Genomic DNA, 22960 nt, shown 5'->3' on the forward strand with positions numbered 1-22960 from the left:
AGGCGGCTGCCGTCTTCGCCGGCCTCAGGACAGCGGCTGTCTCTGTCACGGGACGAACCGAGCTGATGGAGCGTCGCACCTGAGCCTCCCGCTCGGGCTCAACGGACAGGCAACGAGGCACGCCACCCCGCGGCCCCCTTCCTCTGTGGTGCCTGGATGTGCCCGGCGCTCGAGCGCGGAGGCCCCGCCGACGCGCAACCAGGAGACGGACGGCGCCCCGATGAAGACCTTGTTGGCAAAGATCACGAAGGTGTCGGACGAGGTGTGGAAGTCGGTGTACCAACCTCCCGTTGAAGAGAGGCAGGAAGCCAGCTGATCTGCGAGGTGCTGGGCCTCGGGCTCCTCGGCGGCGAAGTCCAGCAGGGTCCAGAGCCGCGGCTGATCATCCCCGGCGTCCGTCATCTCGATCCGTGTCAGCTTGGTGATCCGCAGTGGGATCCCGGTCAGCTCGGCTCCAGCCCTCAAGCTTTCGGCGATCAGTACACCTTCGAGCATCTGAACCCCCTTGATGTCGGTTGGGGGCGAGACTGCTGAGGTTTTCGGGTTGGTGTCGGAGGGTGACAGCGGGTGATCCCTGCGCTACGCCGGTGTATGCGATACGCGCAGGGAGGGGGCCTGACCGCTGAGCGGCGGGCCTTTCGTGAGGGTGTCCGGCGAGCGGTTCGCGCGGGGTGAGAAGACCTCGGTGATCGCGAAGGACTTACGGGTGAGCGAGCGATCGGTGGAGCGGTGGCGTCGCGCCTGGCGCGAGGGTGGAGCGACGGCGTTGGCGTCCTCAGGCCCGGCGAAATCGCCCAAAATATCGGAGGCGCAGTTCGCCGTGCTGGAGGAGGAACTCGGCAGGGGGCCGGCCGCGCACGGCTGGGAAGACCAGCGGTGGACGCTGGAACGCGTCAAGACGGCGATCGCCCGCAAGTTCCATGTCACCTGCTCGATCTCGGGGGTGTGGCGGCTGCTGCACCGGCACGGCTGGTCCTGGCAGAGCCCGGCCCGCCGGGCGCTCGAGCGCGACGAACTCGCCGTGGGGTTGTGGAAGAAAGACGTGTGGCCGCAGGTGGAAGCACCGCGGCGGCGCTCGGGGCCTACATCGTCTTCGAGGGCGAGGCCGGGTTCGCGATGACGCCGCCGCATGCCCGAACCTGGAGCCGGCGCGGACGCTATCCCGTGGTGCGGGTCCGTGGCCGGTCCCGGCGTCGGATCTCGATCGCCGCGCTGGCCTGCTACAAGCCCGGCGAGAGGCCCCGGCTTATCTACCGTCCGCGCTTCCACCTGCCCTGGAAGGGCGCCCGCAAGAGCTTCGCCTGGACCGACTACCGCGACCTCGCCGTCCGCGCTCACCTGCAGCTCGGCGCCCCCATCGTTCTGGTCTGGGACAATCTGAACACTCACCGGTCAGCTGGGATGCGCCAATACGCCGCCGACCACGACTGGCTCACCATCTTCCAGCTCCCCAGTCACGCACCCGATCTCAACCCGGTGGAAGGGATCTGGTCGTTACTTCGGCGCGGAGCCCTGGCCAACGTCGCCTTCACCGACCCCGACCACCTCACCCGCACCCTGCGCCGGGCACTGAGCCAGATCCAGCACCGCCCCGACCTCATCGACGGCTGCCTGACAGAGACCGGACTGACCATCACCCCAAATCTGACGCTAATACAAAAAGCTTCAGTACCCGTGAACTGGCCGCCCGTGAGGGCATGACGGCCGCATACAAGACACAGGGGCCGGCCAGCTCAGGGAGCGACTCCCGTCGGCCGGCCCTCACCCATGTCGCGGGCGCGCCCCGACCAGGCCATCGCATGCGGGACGACCCGAAGGGCGCACTTCCCGCGGGCTGCCGACTCCGAGCGCTCCACTGTTCGGGTGACGTGACGTCAACATGCTTGTCAACGACGTGGCGCAAATGGGTTACTTTACGCATCCGAACAGGTGGGCCGCCCGTCCCTCCACGGGAGAGTGGCAGCTGGCCCACCGTCGGCCCCAGGGACGCCGTTCCAGGCCGGGGTTCGGCTGCCGTCCTGACCGTTTTCCTGAGTGCCCCGAGGCAGCGGTTTCCGGCCGACGCGTTCTTCCCTCACCACTGTTTCGATCGGCCTGAGCGGGAGGGCCGTCCGCGTTCTCGACGACAGAGCGCTGGCCCCTTCCCAGGCCCATAGGCCGATGTGGCCACATCGGCTGATCGGGCTCCCGGGCGGCTGTGAGCCGACTCCAGGTCCCGGCAAGAAAATCCACGGCAGCGCCCACTGATCGCTGACGAGCGTCGGTGAAGCACGGGCCGCCGAGGACAGACCGTTCCTACGCACATCCAGTCCGTCTGAGCAGGAGGTACATCATGTCCTTCATCCAGGAGAGCACATCGGGCCCAGTGGCAGGCTCCGCCGAGTACTTCGTCCCCATCACGGTCACCGGCGAGCAAACCGCCACGCTGCTGCCCGGTGAAACCGCAGACGTCACCCTCACCTTCACCAACCCGAACAGCAATGTAAGGGCCCAACTGATCGCCATTGCCGCCGGCGATGTCGTTGTCGACACCGTTGCGAACGCCGACGACATGACGTACTGCCACGATCAGATCGAACTGTCCACGGCCGGCGTGGGCCCCCTGCCCACGCTTGACCTCAGCCAGGCCAACCTGCCATTCGTGCTGGCTGGCGCTGTGAAGTTGAAGGAAGACTCCGACATCCGCTGTCAAGGGATGACGTTTCACACCACGTGGACGGTCCAGGCCCAGGCCGTCCGCTGAGCGCGGTCCTCATCACCTACGCCATCGAATGAGCCGCACGAGGGACTGCGTCCTGGCGTAAACTGAAGGTCTGGCGCACGGAGTCACTCCCAGTAACCAGCGACAGGCCTGTTGATCGTCCTCAGGAGATATGTGCCTGAGCCCGGTTCAACCGCCGCCGAAAGGGGTGCGGGAGGCCCCCACAGACGCCACTGGCGAGGACCAGCCGTGGTCCGCAGCGCACTGCTGGAGACCGCCGTCGCGCTGCGCTCATGTCGGAAGTCGCTTTCGCCGACGGTTCCACCGATCGCTCGCTCACCCGTAAGTCCTTCGCGATCACCGAGGTCTTCTCACCCCGCGCGAACCGCTCGCCGGCTTCCCGCCGGACACCCTCACGAGAGGCCCCGCCGCTCAGCGGTCAGGCCCCTCCCTGCGCGTATCGCATACACCGGCGTAGCGCAGGGATCACCCGCTGTCACCCCCCGACACCAACCCGAAAACCTCAGTGACGGTAGTTCGTTACTGACTTCGGCTCGTCAGGGTGAACCTTGGCGAAGCTTCTGATGGGCTCGGAGTGGTGGCTGTATCCCGCTGGTGTGTGAAATATGGCGATGGGGGCGGGTTGACCGCTGCGGGGCGTCGGCGCCGGGAGTCGGTACGGATGCAGGCGGCTGAGTTGTTCGAGCAGGAGATCAAGCCGCCGGAGGTTGCACGGCGCCTGCGAGTGAGCCCGAAATCGGCTTACCAGTGGCACCAGTTGTGGCGGGACGGTGGCGTGCGGGCTCTGGCTTCCCGTGGGCCGAGCGGATCCCGTTGCCGACTGTCTCCACGCTGTCTGGAGAAACTGGCCGCGTACCTCGATGAGGGCCCGGCCGCCCACGGCTGGGTGGAGGACCAGGTGTGGACCGCGGCGAGGGTGGCCACGCTGATCGGCAGGAAGTTCCACGTCTGCTACAGCGTCTCCGGAGCTACCCGGTTGATGCACCGGCTCGGCTTCAGTCCGCAGGTCCCCGCACGCAGGGTGGCAGAACGCGACGAGCAGGCCGTCACTGCGTGGAAGGAGGTGACCTGGGCCGAGGTAAAAGAGCCCGGGCGGCCTGCGGGGGCTACATCTGCTTCGAGGATGAAGCAGGGTTCACCCGAAAGCCGCCCCGAGGCCGGACCTGGGGCCGGCGCGGGCGCACCCCGGTCGTGACCGTCAGCGGGCGCCGCTCTGGGCGTCTGTCGGTGGCCGGGCTGATCGCGATGCGGCCGGGCTCGCGGACCCGGCTGTGCCACCGGCTGCGCACCCACCGAGCGGGCAAAGGAAAGCGCCGCAGCATGGGCGAGCGGGACTTCATCGCACTCGTCGACGGCGTCCACCAGCTCGTCAAGGCACCGATCGTGCTGGTCTGGGACCGCCTGAACACCCACGTCTCCCACGCCATGCGCGAGCTGATCGCCGAGCGCGAGTGGCTGGCGGTGTTCCTGCTGCCCGCCTACTCACCCGACCTCAACCCCGTCGAGTGGGTATGGGCACACGTCAAGCACAGCCTGGCCAACCTCGCCGTTGTCGCTCTCGACCGTCTCGAGGCACTCGTCCGCAACCGGCTCAAACGCCTTCAGTACCGGCCCGACACCCTCGACGGCTTCATAGCCGGAACCGGCCTGACCCTCGACGAACCCGCGTCACCTTGACGAGCCGAAGTCAGTATCCAGCGATCCGCTCGTGGGGACGGAGGTGATGAGGCCGCGCAGGCGCTCGACGTACAGGCGCATATTCTTGTCCGCGATGTCGTTGTCCGGATGACGGGTGGTGATGTGCAGGCCCTCGTGGAGCCGGCTGACCCAGACGCCCGTCTGGTCGCCGCGCGATACCCGGAGCAGGCAGCTGGCCCGCATCTCCGCCCAGCGCTCGGCACCCGGGAAGAGACGGGCGTCGATGTAGGAGAAACCGGAGTACAGATCGGGTGAGGTAGGGCGGAACTCCGGGCCGATCAGGGTCAGCACGCGGTCGAGGGGCATGCGGGCCAGCCGCTTGTTGACCCGCAGGTTGTCGCGGGCGGCTCTCAGGGCACCGGTGAAGTCGTGTGCCCGGTCGACGGCGATCTCGACGGGCGCGTTGCCGACGTACCAGCCCACGGAGCCGGACCACTGCGACCTCACCCGGGTGTGGAACGGCACGATGGTGCGGAAGACGGGCTGCTTGGCGAGCTTGTGGATGAGCAGGGCGCTGGCGGCGAGCAGGCCGACGAGGGTGCCGCCGTACGGCCGGCAGTACGCCTCGAACGCGGCGGCGTCCTCGGGGCTCGTGAGCATCTCGCAGATTATCGTCTGCTGCGGCATCCGTCCGTCGGGCTCGTGCCCGACGTCGATCTGGAAGCTCGGCAGTCTGCCGTCGCAGCGCCGGATGAAGTCCCGCCAGCGGGCGACCATGTCATGATCCACGTCGGCCCGGTCCGCGTCCGCCCGTTCGATCTCGCAGAAGTCGATGTAGCTGGCCGCCGGCCCGTGCCGCACCTCGCAGCCGTCGACGGCCGTGGTGTAGAGCTCGTCGATCTCGGCTGGGAGATTCTGCAGGGAGTACGCGTCGACGTTGATATGGTCGAAGGCCATGTACACGCTGGTGGAGTCGTCCCGGACCACGGCGGTGTACAGGTAGTTCGGCCAGCTGAGCGCGTCGGTCGCGGCATCGAAACGGTCCCGCAGATGCCGGACCAGCTCCCCCGCGTCCGGGAAGTCGCCTGCCACCTCGCGCCGCAGTGACACGTCTCCGCCGTCGAGCGTGAAGCGGCACAGCGTGTCGCCGTCCCAGCGGAACCCGCTGCGCAGCGTCTCGTGCCGGACGGTCCAGGTCTGCAGGGCGTCCTGCAGTGCCTCGAGATCGACCGGACCGGGAAGGTCGAATGCGAGGCCGATCCAGGTCGGCTGGATCACGCCCCTCTCGCGTACGGCCTTGGCGGTCCTGATGTGCCCCTCCTGGATGTACGCCGGCGGCCGGGAATCCTGCGGCAGACCGGCCGCCACGGCGAGGGTCGCGGGAGACAACGTCCACTCCACGAGACGTCCGGGCCGGACCCCGCAGCGGTGGAGGTCGGTGATGCGCATGAGGCGGCTCCAGTACGGACAGAAGACAGATCCGATCAAGGAAACACCGTGTATGCACCCGGGATGCGCCGCGACAGGACGGTGGGCCGAGATTTCAATAGAACGGGTGGCTGCTCGGTGCCCGAACGGGGTGTTTTAGCTCAGGCGGTGGCCGAGGATCGCAAGGCCGGCTGCGGCAGCGCGGTCCTGGTAGGCGCGCAGTCCTGGGGCGCCGGGGGCTGCGGGCTTACGGGCGTTGCGGTGCCAGTGGCCGGTGAGTGCGGCAAGGAACGTTGTGGTGGTGTCGGAACGGCTCTGTCAACTTGTGAGGCTGAGGGCGGGTTGAGGCATGCGGACCCGCTGGGCCGGTTGGCTTCAGGCTGTGGCTGCACAGCCGGTGGCCTGGCGCCAGGTGGTGAAACGGTGGGTCATTTCGGTGCGGTAGTCACGGGCTGTGAGCAGGTGGCGGCGAGGGCGGAAGTGAGCTGAGATGCCGCTGAGCTTGGTGTTTAACCTCGGCCGTTCACCTGACCCGCTGATCTTGGTTCGTTCCCGGGACAGCAAAGGCGGCCGTTCTTCACGCTTCGAGGTGTCGAGCAACGTCGCGTGAAGGAAAGTAGCTGTTGTCGTTCCGATCTTGAGGGGTGTGCGTCGAACGGGAGTCTCGATCGGGTGGTTGCCGGCGGCTGCGGGCATGAAGGCAGGGCCTCTTGGTAGTCATCCCGGGCCCTGTCGGTCCCGCCCCGCGGCCGGGAAAATCGGGGTTGTGCCCGTCCGGAGGACGTCGATCGAGCTTGGTGCCGAACATTGAGCCCGTTTGGTAGTCGGACGCTGGGGCCGAGCGCAGGAGTCCAGTGGTGTTGCCGCGAGCACGCAAGAGAGCTTCTTTGAATCCTGTGGTCCCTGATGGGCGGGCACCGTTCCTGGTGCACGCGAGGAAGGGCGGGACGGGACATGGATGTGATCGAGGAGCGGTGCGGGGGCGCCGACTTGGGCAAGACGGATGTCAAGGTGTGCATCCGGGTGCCGGGCACCGGCAAGCGCGCCCGTTACGAGGTCCGTACGTTCTCCACGATGAACGACGGCCTGCTGGAGTTGCGGGACTGGCTGGTGGAGAACAGGATCGCCCGGATCGGCATGGAGGCGACGGCGTCGTACTGGAAGCCGCTGTTCTACCTGCTCGAGGCCACTGAGGGGATCGAGCCGTGGCTGCTGAACGCCCGGCACATCAAGACGGTTCCCGGCCGCAAGACCGACGTGAAGGACTGCCAGTGGATCTGCAAGCTGGTCGAACACGGTCTGGTCCGCCCCTCTTTCGTTCCCCCGCGTGACATCCGTCAGCTGCGGGACCTGACCCGGTATCGCACCGAGACTGTCCGCGACCAGGCCCGCGACGTGAACCGTCTCGCGATGTTCCTGGAGGACACCGGGATCAAGCTGTCCTCGGTCGTCACCGACATCACCGGCCGCTCGGCGCGGGCCATGCTGGATGCCCTGGTGGCAGGTGAACGGGACCCGCAGAGGCTGGCATCCCTCGCCCTGGGCAGCCTGCAAGGCAAGGTCCCCCGACTGACCCGCGCCCTGGCCGGTGACTTCAACGGGCACCACGCGTTCATGATCGCTTCGATGCTGCGGGCCATCGACGAGGCCGACAACCCGATCTCCCGTCTGAGCGAGGAGATCGATCGTCAGCTGCAGCCCCTGCGGCAGCAGGTCGATCTGCTGATCACCATTCCCGGGATCAGCCTTACCCTCGCCCAGGTCCTGATCGCTGAGATCGGTTTCGACATGAGCCGTTTTGCCACCGCCGGACACCTCGCCTCCTGGGCCGGAGTGTGTCCGGGCAACAAGGAATGAGCCGGCAAACGGCTGTCCGGACGCACCCGCCACGGCGACACCCGGCTCAAGTCCGCCCTGTTCATCGCCGGCGCCAGCGCCGCCCACAGCAAGACGACCTACCTGGGCGCACAATTTCGGCGGCTGGTCCCGCACCGAGGCGCCAAGCGCGCGACCCTCGCCGTCGGACACTCCATCCTCGTCGCCGCCTGGCACATCCTCCACGACCTCGTGCCCTACCGCGATCTCGGCCCCGATCACTTCACCAACCGCCTCGGCAAGGAACGCCAGACCCGACGCCTGATCGCCCAACTCACGGCCCTCGGCATGGACGTCACCATCACCGCAACGCGAACAGACCGCATGAACCGCGCCAACACGTATCACCGCAGGTGATTTTCAAGAGAGTTTCGAGAGCTGATACGGCAGTTCATGTCCGGCCACGCCGTCTCCGAGGTAGAGCTGGACGGGCATCAGCAGCGCGGCGACCCCGAGTGCGATCGACATCGAACGCCGGGCGAAAGCCTTCGCGCGCCCCTTGACCAGGTACCAGGCCGAAATCCCGGCGCCGAAGAAGCTCGCAGAGATCAGCACGGCGGCCAGCATGTGCGGCCAGCTCCAGATGAACGACGGGTTGAAGATGACGCGCATCCAGTCCGTCGGCTCGAACCGACCGTGGACGACCTTGAATCCGGCGGGTGTCTGCATCCACGAGTTCGCCGCGATGATCCACGTGGACGACAGGACGGTGCCGACCGACACCATCGCGGTGGACACGAACATCGTGCCCTTGCGAACGCGGCCGTCCCCGTAGAGCAGGACGCCGATGAAGCCGGCCTCGACGAAGAAGGCCGTCACGACCTCCATGCCGATGATCGGGCCGATGACCGGGCCCGTCTTCGCCCCGTACACGCCCCAGTTGAGACCCATTTGGAAGGTGATGACGGCACCGGCGACCACACCGATCGCGAAGCCGACGGCGAAGATACGCCGCCAGAACCGGAACATCTGCAGGTAGACCGCCCTGCCGGTACGCCAGTACAGGCCGTAGACGACCGACAGGAAGATCGAGAGTCCGACGGTGATCGCCGGAAAGGTCATGTGGAACTTGACATCCTCCCCTCCCTAAAGGGAGGGGATTCCTACGGCTCGCGCCGTGGGTGTTTCTGCTTCGTCGCCGACTGCCCGCCCGGAGAACTCCGTTGAGGTCTTACACCAGCTCCACAGACAGATGCGGTCAGCCCGACCGCCAGAATGTTCTTCGCCGCGTTCACGTCCCGGTCGTGGGTCGTGCCGCAGTCGCACGTCCACTCACGGACATGCAGGGGCATCTTCGATGCGATGGTGCCGCAGGCGGAGCACAGTTTGGACGAGGGGAACCACCGGTCGACGGTGATCAGTTCCCGTCCGTACCACTGGGCCTTGTACTCCAGCATGGTGCGCATCTCGCGCCAGGCCGCGTCACTGATGGCGCGGGCCAGACTGTGGTTCTTGACCATGTTGCGCACGGTCAGGTCCTCGATCACGATCGTTTGGTTCTCACGAACGAGCCGAGTGGTGATCTTGTGCAGGTGGTCCCGGCGCCGGTCGGCGATCCGGGCATAGACCTTCGCGACCTTGATGCGGGCCTTGCGCCGGTTCGCGCCGTCACCCCTGGCCTTGCGGGCCAGGTTCTTGTGAGCTTTGGCCAGGCGGCGCCGGTCGACCCGCTCGCATTTCGGATTGGTGATCTTCTCGCCGGTCGAGAGGGTCAGGAGGCTGGTGATACCGGCGTCGATGCCGACAGCGGTGTCCAGTACGGGCAGCGGCTCGACCGGCATGTCGTCGCACAGCATCGACACGAACCAGCGCCCGGCCGCGTCCTGCGACACCGTTACCGTGGACGGCACCGTGCCCTCGGGAAGAGGCCGGGACCAGACAATGCCCAGCGGCTCCGTCATCTTGGCCAGGGTCAGCTTGCCATCACGGAACCGGAATGCCGAGGACGTGTACTCGGCGGACTTGCGGGACTTCTTCTTCGACTTGAAGCGCGGGTACTTGGCCCGCTTGGCGAAGAAGCTGGAGTACGCCGTCTGCAAGTGCCGAAGTGCCTGCTGCAACGGGACGCTGGAGACCTCGCACAGGAAGGCCAGCTCCTCGGTCTTCTTCCACGCCGTGAGCATTGCCGAGGTCTGGTTGTAGTTGACCCGCTCCTGACGCGTGAACGCCTCCGACCTCGCGGCCAGGGCAAGGTTGTAGACCTTCCGGACGCACCCGAACGTGCGCGACAGCTCGGCTGCCTGCGCATCGGTCGGATAGAAGCGGCACTTGAACGCCCGCTTCACGCCGGTCGTGGTCACGGTCACAAACTAGGCTGCAGTCCTGTAAAGATCAAACCTGCGGGTCAGAGCACTGCGGTCCGCCCAGGGGGCGAATCGCAGCCCGTTGCCCTGCTCCGCAGGAGCTTCGTTTCCTCCCCCACCTAAAGGTGGGGGTATCCACGAAGGACTCCCGATGAACCCCAGGCGCAGCCGGCCCGTCTCGCCAACCGGGGACCGACACTTCAGATCCCGTGGGTTGCGAAGGTGATGAACTGGGTCACCTGACGGGCGGCGAAGTTGTCGTCGGAGACCAGGACGACGGTGCGGCGGCCGTCGGGGAGGCGGGGGCCGAGGGTGATGCCCTCGACGTTGTCGACCCGGGGCAGCCCGGCCACGTCGGACAGGTCGGTCACGAGTGTCTTGCGGACCGGCCGGACGGGGCGCGCGGACGTGCCGGTGAGGGAGTCGCGGCCGAGGACGTCGGTGGCACCGTGGAGGTCGACCAGGTAGATGCGGGCCTTCCAGTTGTTGTCGGCGTAGATCGAGGCGCGCTCCAGGACCAGGAAGCGGTCGTGGCCGAGGGCCACGAGGTCGCTGACACCGTTGGTGTCGGTGCTGCCCGCCGGGGGCACGGCGAACAGCGGTTCCACGGGGTAGGCGTACTGAGCCAGCGGCTGCCCGGTGCCTGCGTCGTGGACGGTGATGCGGGCGAGCGCACCGTGCTCGGGGGTGGGGTCGGCGCCGTCCTGATAGAGCGGGTCCTCCATGGCGGTGACGATCCGCCGCCCGTCCGGGGTGAAGGTGACTCCTTCCAGGGTCTGGTTCTTGCGGGGGCCGAACTCCTGGGAGTTCATGTGCAGTTGCGGGGGCAGCGGGAGCTGTCCGGTGTAGGCGCCGGTTGTGGTGGCACGGCGGATCCAGGGGTCGCCGAGGAGGGCCAGGCCGTCGGACGGGACGATGCGTTCGCCCTCGCTCGTCCAGGCCAGACTGCTGTCGCGCGGGTCGACGGCGATGCCCTCCGGGTCGGGTGCGACGGTGGAACCGGCGGTCGAGGTGGGCGGGAAGGTGGTGCCGTCCGGGCGGAGCAAGGGGTGGGTGCCGGTGAGTTCGACGTCCTTGAGGGTGCCGTCGGCGAAGTCGACGTGAGCGGTGTAGAAGCGGGCGGGTCCGGTCTGCGACCGGTCGTCGCTGATCACGTAGTACGTGCCGGACCTGGCGTCGTAGCTGATGGCGGACAACCCGCCGACGGTGGTGCCCTGGAGGGTCGTGGCGTTGGGCACTTCCCGGTCGCCGAGGAAGTCCAGGCGTACGGCGTCGTCGTGGGCGGCGGCCGGGGTTCCGACGAGGGCGGGAAGGCAGGCGAGGACGACTGCGGAGGCGACGATCCGGGCACGGCCGGCGCGGATGCTCATGGGTCTCCAAAGAGGGCGGGGCGGGCGGTGCCGTGGCGCGGCGTGGCTGTGGGGCGGCGGCGAGGGTCTCGGTGGGGGGAGCCTGGGGCGGCGCGGATGCTTACGTGGTTTCCAAGGTGGGCGGTGACATAGGAGCGGCCGCGGTGCGGGACGCGCGTCGGCGGCGCCAGGCGAAGTACGCGAGGGCGAGCAGGGTGAAGCCGTAGGGGATCGCGGAGACCAGCTGGGACGGGATGTCGAGGTTGCCGAGCTGGACGGCGAGGGCCTCGGCGGTGCCGAAGCCGAGGGCGGCGAGGAACACGCCCCAGGGGCGCAGGGCGCCGAGGAAGACGGCGGCCAGGGCGATGTAGCCGCGGCCCGCGGTCATGCCGGTGACGAAGAAGGACACGGCGCCCATGCTCAGGAACACCCCGGCCGCACCGGCCAGCGCGCCGCTGAGTGCGAGGGCGCGGAACTGGACCCGGTGGACGTGGATGCCGACCGAGCGTGCCGCCTCGGGATGCTCGCCGACCGCGCGTAGATGGAAGCCGAACCGGGCCCGGTACAGCAGCCAGGCGACCGCCGGGGTGGCGGCGAGGGCGGCCCAGGTCAGCACGTTCTGCCCGCTCAGCACCGCGCCGAGGCCGGGGACGTCCTCGATCAGCGGCAGCCGGACCGAGGGCAGCGCGCCGCTGTGGAGCCGGCTGGTGCCGCCCTTGTCGCCGAGGAGCGCGTAGACGGTGTACGCGGTCGCGCCCGCCGCCAGGAGGTTGAGGCCGATGCCCGCGATGATGGCGTCCGCGCCCAGGTACAGGTGGAGCACGCCGAGCAGCAGCGCGAGGAGCGCGCCGGCGGCGATCCCGCAGACCGCTCCGGCCCAGACCGAGCCGCTGTACCCGGCGACCAGCGCACCGGTGCACGCGGCCGACAGCATCGAGCCCTCCAGGGCGATGTTGGGCACTCCGGCCCGCTCGGCCAGCAGCCCGCCGAGGGCGGCGAGGACGTACGGCGTCGACACCCCGAGGATCGCCGCGAGAAATCCGGTGCTCAGTACGACTTCGAGGACGGGGCCCATCAGCGGGCCTCCCTTCGGGCGAGGTACCGCTTGACGAGTTCGGGCAGCGCGCGGGCGGTCACGAGCAGCACGATGACCGCCTGGATGATGGTCACGGCCTCGGAGCCGACGTCCGTCTGCTGCTCCATCACGTCGCCGCCGACCCGCAGATACGAGTAGAGGAGCGCGGCGGCGACGACCCCGACCGGGTTGTTGCGGCCCAGCAGGGCGACGACGATGCCCTCGAAGGCCAGGCCGCCGGCCATGTCGGGCTGGAGCCCGCCGTAGATCCCGAGCGCGAGGTGAGCTCCGGCGAGGCCGGCCAGCGCGCCGCCGATGACGAAGCTCCACTCGATGGTGCGCGGGACGTCGAGGCCGCCGTACCGGGCGAAGTCCGGGTTGGAGCCGGTGATCCGGATGCGGTAGCCGAGCGGCGTCCTGGCGAGCAGGAACCAGACGGCCGCGGCCACCGCGAGCATGCCGAACAGGCCGACGTTCGCCTGGTCCAGGGGAACGCCGAAGAAGTCGGACAGGAGCGGCAGCGCCGAGTCGGGGCGTACCGGGGCGGACTGTACGGCGCTGCTGTCGGGTGCCTTGAGATGGTCGGTGAGGAGATAGTCGAAGACCCGTACGACGACGGCGTTCAGCATCAGCGTGGCCACGATCTCGTTGGCGCCGAGGCGGGCCTTCATCACCCCCGGTACCGCGCCCAGCGAGGCCCCGGCGAGGGCGGCGGCGCCCAGCGGGACCAGGACAGCGGCGACGGGCGGCAGGTGGAGGTTGATCGCCACCAGGGCGCTCGCCAGGGCACCGGCGTAGACCTGGCCCTCCGCGCCGAGGCTGATCTGCCGGGCCCGGAAGGGGATCGCGACGGACAGGCCGAGCAGCGCCAGGGTGGTGGCGTCGGCGAGCCAGCGGCCGATCCGGGGGGTGCGCTCCAGCGGGCCGGTGAGCAGGGCGTTCAGTGCGCCGGTGGCGTCCTTGCCGGTGGCCAGGACCACCAGGAAGGCGATGAGGACGGCGACGGCGACGGTCAGCACCGTCATCGTCAGTTCGACGACCACCGTACGGCGCCGGGTGGCCAGGAACTCCCGGCGGCCCTGTGTCTGGGGGCGCCGCTGTTCCACCGCGGCCGGTTCCAGGGTCGAGGTCATCGGACACCCGCCGTGATCCGCTCGTCGGGGTGCCGTTCGACCCCGAGCATGTACAGGCCGGTGGCCTCCTCGGTGAGTCCGGCCGGGTCGTCGAAACGGGCGACGAGACGGCCCTCCTTGATCACCAGCAACCGGTCGGAGAGCGCGAGGAGTTCACCGAGGTCGGCGGAGACCAGCAGCACCGCCGCGCCCGCGTCACGGGCTTCGAGGAGCCGCTCGTACATGAAGTGCATGGCGCCGATGTCGACGCCCCGCGTGAGCTGCGCGGCCAGCAACAGGCGTGGCCGGGCGGACAGTTCGCGGGCGACGACGACCTTCTGGAGGTTGCCGCCGGACAGGGCGCCGGCTGCCGCGTCGGGGTGCGGGGCGCGGATCTCGTAACGGCCGATCAGGTCCTCGGCGAGCTCGCGGATGCGACGGGTGCGCAGGATGCCGCGGCGGGCGACGGGGGGCCGGTCGTGGCGGTCGACGATGAGGTTGTCGGCGAGGGAGCGGTCCAGGGCCGCCCCGTTGGTCAGCCGGTCCTCGGGTACGTGGGCGACGCCGGCCCGGCGGTGGCCCGCCGCGTCGAGGTGGGTGACGTCGGTGTCGTCCACGGTGACCGATCCGGCGGTGGGGCTGCGCAGTCCGGCGAGGAGTTCGACCAGTTCGGTCTGGCCGTTGCCCTCGACGCCCGCGAGGCCGACGATCTCACCGGCCGCGATGTCGAGGGACACGCCGTGCACCGCCGGTCCCGCGAGTGAGCGCACCCGCAGCACGCGCTGCCCGGGCCGCGCCGGGGGCTTTGGTACGTCGAGGGACATCTCCCGGCCGACCATCATGGTCGCCAGCTGCGCGGGCGTCGCCTCCTCGGTGCGTACGGTGCCGATCACCGACCCGGCGCGCATGACGGTGACCCGGTCACTGATCTCCCGTACCTCCTTGAGCTTGTGCGAGATGAACAGCACGGTCATGCCCGAGTCACGCAGTCGGCGGACCGCCGTGAACAGGTCGGTGGTCTCCTGGGGGGTGAGCACGGCGGTGGGCTCGTCGAGGATCAGGATGCGGGCACCGCGGTGGAGGGCCTTGAGGATCTCGGCGCGCTGGCGCATCCCCACGGACACCGTGTCGACCCTGGCCTCCGGGTCGACGGCGAGTCCCGCCTCCTCGGCGAGTGCGGCGGTGCGTTCGGCGGCGGCCGCTCGGTCAACGCGGCCCGCCGGGCCGGGCTCGACGCCGAGGACGACGTTCTCGGCGATGGTGAACGACGGGACCAGCATGAGGTTCTGGTGGACCATGCCCACGCCCAGGGCGATGGCGTCCTGCGGTCCGGCGAACCTGACCCGCCGTCCGTGCACGGCGATGTGCCCGGCCGACGGCTGCTCGAGTCCGTACAGCAGCTTCATCAGGGTGGATTTGCCGGCGCCGTTCTGGCCGACGATCGCCCTGATCTCGCCGCCGGGGACCACCAGGTCGACGTCGCTGACGGCGCGGGTGCCGTTGGGGTAGGTCTTGCCGAGGCCCACGGCCTCCAGGGCGACGGGGGCCTTGTCGAGCGTTGCGTCCACGGTCTCGTCGGCTTTCTCCATGGGTTCCACCAGCGTTCCTCGGAGGTCAGAAGGCCGAAGGGATCTTGACGGCACCGGACTTGACCTTCTCGGCCTGCGCCTTGAGCTCGGCGCGCACGGCGGCGGGGACGAGCTTGTCGAAGTTGGCGTTGTCCACGTAGCCCACGCCGTCCTCGGCCAGGCCTACGGCGGCGGGTTTCCCGTAGGCCAGCGTGCCGGCCTTGTTCGCCTTGGCCGCCAGATAGAGGGCGTTGCCGGCGTTCTTGAGGATCGAGGTAACGACCGTCTGCCGCTGGTCGGGGTCGGTCAGCGTCTTGTACTGGTCGGAGTCGACGCCGAAGGCGTACCGCTTCGTTGATACGGCCGACTCGAAGACGCCGAGGCCCGAGGACCCGGCGACGGGCCACACCAGTTCGGCTCCTTGCCCGTACATCGCCGAGGCGATCTGCTTGCCCTTGGCCGGGTCGCCGAAGGGGTTGTCGCCGCCGACGTACTGCACGAGGACACCGGAGGAGGGATTCCCGCCCGCCGCCTTGAAGCCTGCCTTGAAGCCGATGACGAAGTCCTCGATGACCGGTATCTTCACCCCGCCGATCACGCCCACCTTCCCGTTGCCGGCGCTGCCGGGAAGAGCCTTGGCGGCCACCAGTTTGTCGGCGAGGAATCCCGCAAGATAAGCGGCCTCGTTCTGCTTGAAGGTGACGGAGTAGACGTTCGCGCACTTGTTGGAACAGCCGCTCTTGCCCGTGTAGTCGACGGATCCGTCGAAAATCCAGAACTTCTTGTCCGGGTATTCCGGGGCCAGTTTGGAGACGAAGTCGACGGTGTCGACGGTGCCCGCGGCGAGCACATCGTAGTCGTCGCCGGCGGCGGCATCCTCGAAGCCGGAGGACCACTTGGTGCGGTCGCTGCCCAGCTCGACGACCTTCAGGCTGTAGTCGAGGTCCTTCTCCGTCTTCTTCAGGCCTGCGTACGCCGAGTCGAAGAAGGAGCGGTCGCCGAGGTTTCCGTTGATGACGAACTTGATTCTCAGCTTTCCGGATTTCCCGGACGAGGCGGAGTCCGTGGCGGTCGAGGCACCGCATCCGGCGAGGGTGAGGGAGAGCGCCGCGACGGCCCCCAGAATTCTGATCTTGTTCATCGTCTGGATTTTCTTTCTCTAGCGGGGACCGGTCTTTGCCATTGGCCGAAAGCTATGCAATGCAAAACGTTTTGGCTATGGCCGTCGTGTTAGGAAATTGTTTCCGCGAGCAGTGCGGTGGCCGCGATGGTGACGGCGCGGTCGAAGTCCGTCTCGCGCTCGGCCGGCGTGAGCGCCTCCGTGTGGCGCACATGGTCGCTGACCGTCAGCACGGCGAGCGCGTGGCCGCCCTCGGCGGCGGCGGTCGCGTAGAGGCCCGCGGCCTCCATCTCCACGGCCAGCGTGCCGTGCGCCTCCAGCCGCTCGAACAGCGCCGGGCGCTCCAGGTAGAAGTGGTCGGTGGTGAACACGGGCCCGACATGGATGTGCCGTCCGGTCCCGGCGGCCCGTGCGGCGGCCGCGGCCAGCCGGAAGGAGGCGGTGTGGCTCAGGTGCACTCCGTCGATACGGTGGCTGCCCATCGCGGAGTCGGTATGAGCGGCGGTGGCCACGACGACGTCCCGCAGTCCCACCGAGGGGGGTATGCCGCCCGCGGTGCCCACCCGCGCGATGCTGCGCACGCCGTAGAAACGGAAGAGCTCGGTGGCGTAGATCGTGACGGACGGCATCCCCATGCCGGAGGCCAGGACGGACAGGGGCACGCCTCGGTAGGTTCCGGTGTATCCCTGGATGCCGCGCACGTCGGTGACCAGCCGGGCGTCCTGGAGGATCGTTTCGGCGATACGGCGTGCCCGGCGCGGGTCGCCGGGCATCAGCACGTCCGGCGCGAAGTCGCCGGGGGCGGCCGAGAGGTGGGGGGTGACCATCAGACGTCCTCCCCCACCGGGGCCTGCGCCAGCCAGCGGACCAGCCGGTCCCACAGTTCGGGGTAGCCCTTCCAGTCCAGGAACGCGGGCGGGGCCCAGTGCGGCGCCAGGTCGGAGGTGAAGGCCGCCGACCTTCCCTCCCCGTAGCCGCCCACGGCCAGCAACGGATGGCCGGCGCACTCGACGAGGAGCTCCGCCCCGTCCCGTACCGTCACCTCGTTGAGGCCGAGCAGATCCGGCCAGGTCCCGTCCAGCCCATCCACCACCTGGTGCCGGGCGACGACCCGCGGTGGGGCCCCGGCGGGGAGCTCCACCCGGTCGTCCCGGTCGTGCAGACCGACCGGGAGTGCGGCCGCCAGCGGCGTTCGCCCCCAACGGGCCTTGGCGTCGATGCCGGTGAAGGTGAGATAGCCGCCCACCATCAACAGGCCGCCGCCGCGCTCGACGTAGGCCCGCAGCAGTTCCGTCCGGTCCGGCGTGGGCACCGAGCGGGCGAAGGTCGCCGGCGTGATCTGGAAACTGTTGGCCCCGACGTCGCTGATCACCACGACGTCGTAGGGCTCCAGTCCCTCGGCCGTGGCGGGCAGCCTGTTCGGTATCTCGTGCGCCGGAACGTACGTCACCGTGTGGCCGCGGTCGCGCAGCGAGTCGAGGAAGACCTGGGCGCCCTCGACGTACTCGGAGGTGAAGAAGGAGTCGAACCCCTTCTGATGGACGGAGTGGATGAACCAGGACTCACCCACGACGAGGACATGGGGCATCGCGGAACGACCTTTCAGGTGATGTGTGGTGCGTGGTGGTGGGGCGGCGGTGCCCTGTTCAGCGGGGCGGGCGCACGGGCGCCGTACTGGCGCGGACCTTCAGCCGGACCGGCAGGATGTGCCGGGAGGCGGGGGGCACCTCGTCCCGGTGGACGTAGCTCAGCAGCTGGGCGCCGGCCGTGCGGCCGACGTCGTAGGCGGGCTGGTGGACGGTGGTGAGGCGGGGGTGGACACGGGAGGCGATCATGATGTCGTCGAAGCCGGCCACCGAGACGTCGTCGGGGACGCGCAGGCCGGCGTCCTCGAGGGCGGCGATAGCGCCGAGCGCCATCAGGTCGTTGGCGGCGAACACCGCGGTGAAGTGACGTGGGCCGCCGTCCTCCAGGGCCGCGGCGACCAGGTGGTAGCCGGACCGCTCGACGAAGGCGCCCTCGACCTCGGTGACTCCCGCGTCGCCGAACGCCTCCCGGAAACCGGCGATCCGTTCCAGGCTGCTGACCAGGTCCGTCGGGCCGCTGATCGCCAGCACCCGGCGGTGGCCCAGCTCCCTCAGGTGCTGTCCGATCAGTCGGCCTCCCGCACGGTGGTCGGCGGTGACCAGGATGGTCTGCTCCAGCAGACCGGGGACGACCTCGTCGGCCAGGGCGATGGGGAACCGCCCGAGCAGCGACGCGAGCCGGCCCCGGGAGGGCGGCGATCCCGAGGCGTACACCATGCCGTCGATGAACCGGCCGCGCAGCAGTTCCAGATAGCGGTCCTCGCGGTCGGGGTCGAACTCGGTGTTGCACAGGATGACCCCGTAGCCCAGGTCGTGGGCGGCGTCCTCGACGCCCTTGGCGAGCTCGGCGAAGAACTGGTTGGTGATGTCGGGCACCAGCAGTCCTATGACGTTGGTCGAACCGGCCTGGAGGTTGCGGGCCGTGGAGGCCGGGACGTAGCCCAGCCGGCTGACGACCGAGCGGACCCGCTCGGCGGTCTCCTCCGCGACCGGCCGGTTGCCGCTCAGCACGTGCGACACGGTGGTCGGGCTCACCCGGGCGGCGGCGGCCACGTCCTTGATCGACGCGGGCCGCCGCAATCGGCGGCGCCCCCCGTCCTCGTCCTGCTCACGGGTCATAGTGCTGCACCGCCCTGCCGTGCGAGGTGTCGAGGAGGGCGGGCACGCGTGTCTCGATCTCGGTCAGGAGCCCCGGCAGGTCCACGGTCAGCAGCCGGCCGTCGCGCACGACGACCCGTCCGTCGACCACGACCGTGCGCACATCGCTCGCCCGCACGCTGTAGACCAGGGCCGCCACCGGGTCGTGCACCGGCCGGCAGTGCACTCCGCCGAGGTCGACCAGCACGATGTCCGCGGCCCGGCCCGGCTCCAGCGCGCCGATCCGGTCCCCGAGCCCGAGCGCCCTGGCCCCGCCGCGCGTGGCCAGCCGGACCGTGTCGGAGACCGTCATCCAGGTGGCGTTCCGCTCGGCCTGCTTCTGGGTCAGCGCGACCAGCCGCATCGCCTCCCACACGTCCAGCGTGTTGTGCCCGGCCGCCCCGTCCGTCCCGGCCCCGACGGCGACACCGGCGTCCAGCAGACTCCGTACCGGAGTGAGCGGATGCAGGGCGTGCTTCAGATACACCTTGGGGCAGCAGGCCACGCCCGTACGGTCCCGGTGTGCCGCCAGCGTCGGCAGGTCGTCCGGGACGATGCCGCAGCCGTGCGCGATCAGCGCGCCCGCGTCCAGCACACCGGTCCGCTCCAGCACCGTGATCGGCGTGATGCCACGCCTCGCCAGGCTCGACTCGGTCTGCTCCAGGTGTTCGGCGGCGTGGAGGTGGATCCGTAGGCCCAGGTCCCGGGCCAGCTCCGCGACCCGGACCAGATCCGCGTCCTCGACGGTGTACGGCGCGTGCGGGCCCAGCGACGCGGTGACCCGCCCGTCGCCGGCGCCGTGCAGGGCGGCGGCGGTCCCGGCGCTCTCCTCCAGGGCCGCGCGGCCCTGACTGCTGAAGTAGGTCGGCGCGATGTCGGCCCGGATACCGGTCCGTACGACGGCGGCGGCGATCCGCTCGGCGTGGAAGTAGTGTTCGGCGAACGTGGTCACCCCGCTGAGCAGCATCTCCGCACAGGCCAGCTCCGCGCCGAGGCCGATGTCGGCGGGGGTGAGGTTGACCTCCATGGGCCATACCCGCTCGTTGAACCAGGCTTCGACACTCACGTCCTCGGCGGCGCCGCGCATCAGTGTCATCGGGCCGTGTGTGTGGGCGTTCACCAGCCCGGGTACGGCGATCAGTCCCGTGCCGTCCACAGTCTCCGCTCCGGCTGCCTGCGGCCCGGAGCCCGCCGGGCCCAGCCAGGCGATCACTCCGTCCTCGACCAGGATGTCCTGGTCGGTCTCCACTCGGCAGGGGCCCTGCTCGGGCACCAGAAGCACCGAGCAGGATGTCACGATCAGTCGGCGCGTCATGTGGATCCTTCCGTTCGAACCGGACGTTAAGGATCCAAAACGTTTTGCACAACCCCTGGTCATGCCGGGTCCCTCAGCCTGCGGGCAGCTCTCGGGAACGGTGCGGCGTGGCGCGGTGCGCCGCCGTGGGGGCCGAAACCGCGGCTTCAGTCCGCGTCGGCGACGACCGAACCGACGCGTTCGGCCAGGGTCGGGTCGCGGCGGACCAGGAGGGCCGCGTAGCCGACGGCGGCGAGCAGGGCGGCCAGCGCCGCGTAGGGGAACCAGTTGTACGGTCCGGGCTGGCCCGGCTTGGCGAGGTAGTACAGCGGGACCAGGATGGCCAGGGTGCCGAGCGCGGGCAGCACCAGGTGCCGGACCAGCCGGAACTCCTGCGGCCGGTACCTGCGGTAGTACAGCGGCAGGGCGATGTTGGAGGCGAGGTAGACCAGCAGGATCAGGATGGTGCCGAGGGTCGAGGACTCGGTGAAGAAGACCACCGGGTTCATCGAGCCGCCGGCTGACCCCAGCAGGTGGCCCAGCCCCCATCCGCCGATGATCAGCAGAGCGGTCGCGGCGAAGGTGATGATCGCGTTGTTCGGTGTGCGGCGGGTGGGGTGTACGTAGCCGAAGAAGGACGGGAGCAGTCCCTCGCGTCCGGCGTTGAACACCAGGCGGGCCTGGGAGTTGATGCCGGCGATCAGCACGCCGAGCGTGGAGGTCAGACCGCCCAGATAGGTGAGGAACGCCAGCGCGCCGAGGGTGTGTTGGGCCACCTCGACGAAAGGGATCGGAGAGGCGCCGAGTCTGGTCACGTCGTAGCCGAAGCCGGTCACCGTGGCGTAGGCGAAGAGAACGTAACTCACCGTCATGATCGCGATGGAGGAGAACACCGCGCGGCCGACGTTGCGCCGCGGATTCTCCGTCTCCTCGGCGAGCGCGGCCGAGTTCTCCCAGCCGACGAACAGGTACACCGCCAGCGGGAAACCCGCCGCCAGCCCCTTGAAGCCGTGGCTGATGTGGCTGGGCAGGAACGGATCGAGGGAAAGACCGCCGCGGTGTTCCACCAGCGCCGCGACCGAGACGACGACCAGGACCAGCATTTCCACGCCGAAGAAGTAGCCGGCCCACTTGGTGGAGACCACCACCCCGCGCAGCATCAACCCCACGGCCAGCCCGGTGAGCAGCAGCGTCCAGATGATCCACGGCAGGTCCACGCCGGTGTAGTGGTACAGGGTGATCTGCACGAACCCGCCGGAGATGGCGATGACGGAGGCCATCGCGATGATGTAGCCCAGCCCCGCCAGCAGCGCGGTGGTCACCGCGCTGACCGGCCCGAAGGTCTTGCCCACGAAGGTGGTGAAACTGCCCGCCGAGGGATGCGCCCGGGAGAACTCCGCCAGCGTGTTGCCGAGCAGTGCGACCGCGATGCCCGCGGCGACGATGGTCAGGGGTGACGCCACGCCCGCGGTGGTGGACAGGAAGGCGAAACCGAAGAAGAAGCTCATGGCCGGGCCGACGTTGGCCATCGTGGCGGCGGCGATGTCGGCCATGCCGAGGACGCTGCCGCGCAGCCGCTGCGGCGCGCCGCTGACGGGGCCCGGCGGGGACAGCGGGCCTGCTCCGGGGTCGGGCATGGCGCAACTCCTTGTGCGGTGGTGGCCTGATGGGTGCGCGGGGTCTCGATCGTCGGGCCGGCACCACCGGGCGTCAGCGGTGTCGGGAACGCTGGTGTGCCTTCACTGCCTGCACGGCCGGATCGGTCGCACCCCGGCCCAGTTCGGCGAGCAGTTCGGCGTGGCAGTGGTTCTGCGCCCGTACCACCGCGGGGTCCGGCGCGGGCAGCAGCAGGCAGAGCCGGCCGAGCAGATCGGCGGCGAACTCGCGCATTCCGACACCACCGAGCGTCTCCGCGAGGTCCAGGTGGAAGCGGGCCTCCAACTCGGCCAGGCGTGCCGGGTCTTCGGTCAGTTCCATCTCCTCGACCAGCGCCCCGAGCCCCTCCAGTCGTTCGGCCGGGACCTCTCCCGAACTGTGCGCCACGAGGCCGCATTCGAGCAGCAGATGGAAGGCGTCCAGCGAAGCGGCCTCCTCGGCGTCGTGCATGACGGCGACGACGGTGTCCCAGTCCTGTGCGACGAAGGTTCCGCCCGCCCGTCCGCGTCGGCGGTCGAGCAGGCCGTCCTGGCACATGCCCTCCAGCGCGCGGCGGACGGTGATCTCGCTGATCCCCAGTTCCTCGGCGAGGACCCCGGCATCGGGGAGCCGGTCTCCTGGCTGCACGGAGCGCAGGCGCACCCGCAGCGCGATTCTCGACCGGACGAGGTCGGATCCGCTCTGGCCCCCGCCGGGCAGCGCGCGGGCGTGTCCCACGCCGGTGACCGACGTCGTCCGGGCCGGGCCTGGCTGGTTGTAAGGCCCGAACTTGCCCGCTGCATTCACCACGACGCCACCCTAACGGCCTGCTGCTCGCGGTCGCGGCCCGCGACAGACGCGGACCGGCGCGTCAGGTCGGGGTCCGGCACGTGATCTCGACCGGCCGGACCGGCCGCTGTGGCGCGCGGGCGGTCTCACGCCGGTCGGTGTCCCGCGCCGATTTCTCGACGTCCGCCCCACCGGGAGGCGGGCTCGCGCAGGACCGGGGTGAGTGGGAGGGGCCGCCGGTGGTTCCCGTGACGGTGCCACGGTGTGATGCATAGGGGCTCCCAGGGGGCGAAGAACGTCGGAGGAGGCTCTCCGAAGCAGCCCGCAAC

The 22960-nt window shown here is 69.3% G+C and carries 17 protein-coding genes and 4 pseudogenes; 4 read left to right on the top strand and 17 right to left on the bottom strand.

What is annotated here, in order from left to right; translation table 11 throughout:
• Nucleotides 1-45 precede the first annotated feature (45 nt).
• Nucleotides 46-495: a hypothetical protein gene (locus tag QF037_RS01805; protein WP_307021107.1), complete on the bottom strand. Its 450-nt coding sequence runs from the start codon at nucleotides 493-495 to the stop codon at nucleotides 46-48.
• 96 nt (nucleotides 496-591) lie between these two features.
• Between QF037_RS01805 and QF037_RS51410 the strand changes: the two are divergent.
• Nucleotides 592-1701: pseudogene (locus tag QF037_RS51410) on the top strand (IS630 family transposase).
• Between the two features lie 631 nt (nucleotides 1702-2332).
• Nucleotides 2333-2743 carry a hypothetical protein gene (locus QF037_RS01820; protein ID WP_307021112.1) on the top strand — a complete coding sequence of 137 codons (411 nt, stop codon included), beginning with the start codon at nucleotides 2333-2335 and terminating at the stop codon, nucleotides 2741-2743.
• 277 nt (nucleotides 2744-3020) lie between these two features.
• On the opposite strand, the pseudogene QF037_RS51415 reads toward QF037_RS01820, so the two are convergent.
• Nucleotides 3021-3167: pseudogene (locus QF037_RS51415) on the bottom strand (IS630 family transposase); the annotation flags it as partial.
• 153 nt (nucleotides 3168-3320) lie between these two features.
• Between QF037_RS51415 and QF037_RS51420 the strand changes: the two are divergent.
• Nucleotides 3321-4399 (top strand): IS630 family transposase gene (locus QF037_RS51420; protein WP_444972111.1). Its coding sequence is split into 2 segments (ribosomal slippage): nucleotides 3321-3822 and nucleotides 3822-4399, totalling 1080 coding nucleotides; the frame shifts between segments, so codons are not numbered across the junction.
• Here QF037_RS51420 and QF037_RS01835 read toward each other — a convergent pair.
• Nucleotides 4391-5809 carry a condensation domain-containing protein gene (locus QF037_RS01835; protein ID WP_307021113.1) on the bottom strand — a complete coding sequence of 473 codons (1419 nt, stop codon included), beginning with the start codon at nucleotides 5807-5809 and terminating at the stop codon, nucleotides 4391-4393. The two genes, QF037_RS51420 and QF037_RS01835, sit on opposite strands and share 9 nt — an antisense overlap.
• 354 nt (nucleotides 5810-6163) lie before the next feature.
• Nucleotides 6164-6286: pseudogene (locus QF037_RS51425) on the bottom strand (IS6 family transposase); the annotation flags it as partial.
• A 456-nt stretch (nucleotides 6287-6742) separates the two neighbouring features.
• Here QF037_RS51425 and QF037_RS01845 point away from each other — a divergent pair.
• Nucleotides 6743-8020: pseudogene (locus QF037_RS01845) on the top strand (IS110 family transposase).
• Nucleotides 8021-8023: 3 nt separating this feature from the next.
• Here QF037_RS01845 and QF037_RS01855 read toward each other — a convergent pair.
• The 13 genes from QF037_RS01855 to QF037_RS01915 form a co-directional block, all read right to left on the bottom strand.
• On the bottom strand, nucleotides 8024-8725 hold the full coding sequence (locus tag QF037_RS01855; RefSeq protein ID WP_307021119.1) for a cytochrome ubiquinol oxidase subunit I: 702 nt from the start codon (nucleotides 8723-8725) through the stop codon (nucleotides 8024-8026).
• A gap of 41 nt (nucleotides 8726-8766) precedes the next feature.
• Nucleotides 8767-9963, bottom strand: coding sequence for an RNA-guided endonuclease InsQ/TnpB family protein (locus tag QF037_RS01860; RefSeq protein ID WP_307021121.1), 1197 nt, complete (start codon nucleotides 9961-9963; stop codon nucleotides 8767-8769).
• A gap of 203 nt (nucleotides 9964-10166) precedes the next feature.
• On the bottom strand, nucleotides 10167-11336 hold the full coding sequence (locus tag QF037_RS01865; protein WP_307021123.1) for an esterase-like activity of phytase family protein: 1170 nt from the start codon (nucleotides 11334-11336) through the stop codon (nucleotides 10167-10169).
• A gap of 100 nt (nucleotides 11337-11436) precedes the next feature.
• Nucleotides 11437-12390 carry an ABC transporter permease gene (locus QF037_RS01870; protein WP_307021124.1) on the bottom strand — a complete coding sequence of 318 codons (954 nt, stop codon included), beginning with the start codon at nucleotides 12388-12390 and terminating at the stop codon, nucleotides 11437-11439.
• Nucleotides 12390-13523, bottom strand: a complete 1134-nt coding sequence (locus tag QF037_RS01875) for an ABC transporter permease (RefSeq protein ID WP_307021126.1) — start codon at nucleotides 13521-13523, stop codon at nucleotides 12390-12392. The genes QF037_RS01870 and QF037_RS01875 overlap by 1 nt, the downstream gene beginning before the upstream one ends.
• Nucleotides 13520-15091, bottom strand: a complete 1572-nt coding sequence (locus QF037_RS01880) for an ABC transporter ATP-binding protein (RefSeq protein WP_307021128.1) — start codon at nucleotides 15089-15091, stop codon at nucleotides 13520-13522. Before QF037_RS01880 ends, QF037_RS01875 begins: the two co-directional genes overlap by 4 nt.
• 25 nt (nucleotides 15092-15116) lie before the next feature.
• Complete coding sequence (locus tag QF037_RS01885) at nucleotides 15117-16211, bottom strand: BMP family lipoprotein (protein ID WP_307021130.1); 1095 nt, start codon at nucleotides 16209-16211, stop codon at nucleotides 15117-15119.
• 89 nt (nucleotides 16212-16300) lie between these two features.
• Nucleotides 16301-17017 (bottom strand): purine-nucleoside phosphorylase, encoded by a 717-nt coding sequence (gene deoD / locus QF037_RS01890; protein ID WP_307021133.1) that lies wholly within the window; start codon nucleotides 17015-17017, stop codon nucleotides 16301-16303.
• Nucleotides 17017-17778, bottom strand: a complete 762-nt coding sequence (locus QF037_RS01895) for a glutamine amidotransferase (protein WP_307021135.1) — start codon at nucleotides 17776-17778, stop codon at nucleotides 17017-17019. Before QF037_RS01895 ends, deoD begins: the two co-directional genes overlap by 1 nt.
• Nucleotides 17779-17836: 58 nt before the next feature.
• On the bottom strand, nucleotides 17837-18895 hold the full coding sequence (locus tag QF037_RS01900; protein WP_307021137.1) for a LacI family DNA-binding transcriptional regulator: 1059 nt from the start codon (nucleotides 18893-18895) through the stop codon (nucleotides 17837-17839).
• A complete protein-coding gene (locus QF037_RS01905) occupies nucleotides 18885-20228 on the bottom strand; it encodes an amidohydrolase (protein ID WP_307021139.1) in 1344 nt (447 codons plus the stop codon). The genes QF037_RS01900 and QF037_RS01905 overlap by 11 nt, the downstream gene beginning before the upstream one ends.
• A 146-nt stretch (nucleotides 20229-20374) precedes the next feature.
• Nucleotides 20375-21844, bottom strand: a complete 1470-nt coding sequence (locus QF037_RS01910; RefSeq protein WP_307021141.1) for an APC family permease — start codon at nucleotides 21842-21844, stop codon at nucleotides 20375-20377.
• Between the two features lie 73 nt (nucleotides 21845-21917).
• A complete protein-coding gene (locus QF037_RS01915; protein ID WP_307021143.1) occupies nucleotides 21918-22652 on the bottom strand; it encodes a FadR/GntR family transcriptional regulator in 735 nt (244 codons plus the stop codon).
• Between the last annotated feature and the right edge of the window lie 308 nt (nucleotides 22653-22960).

Origin of the sequence: Streptomyces canus, from assembly GCF_030815415.1 — a bacterium.
GTDB lineage: Bacteria > Actinomycetota > Actinomycetes > Streptomycetales > Streptomycetaceae > Streptomyces > Streptomyces canus_F.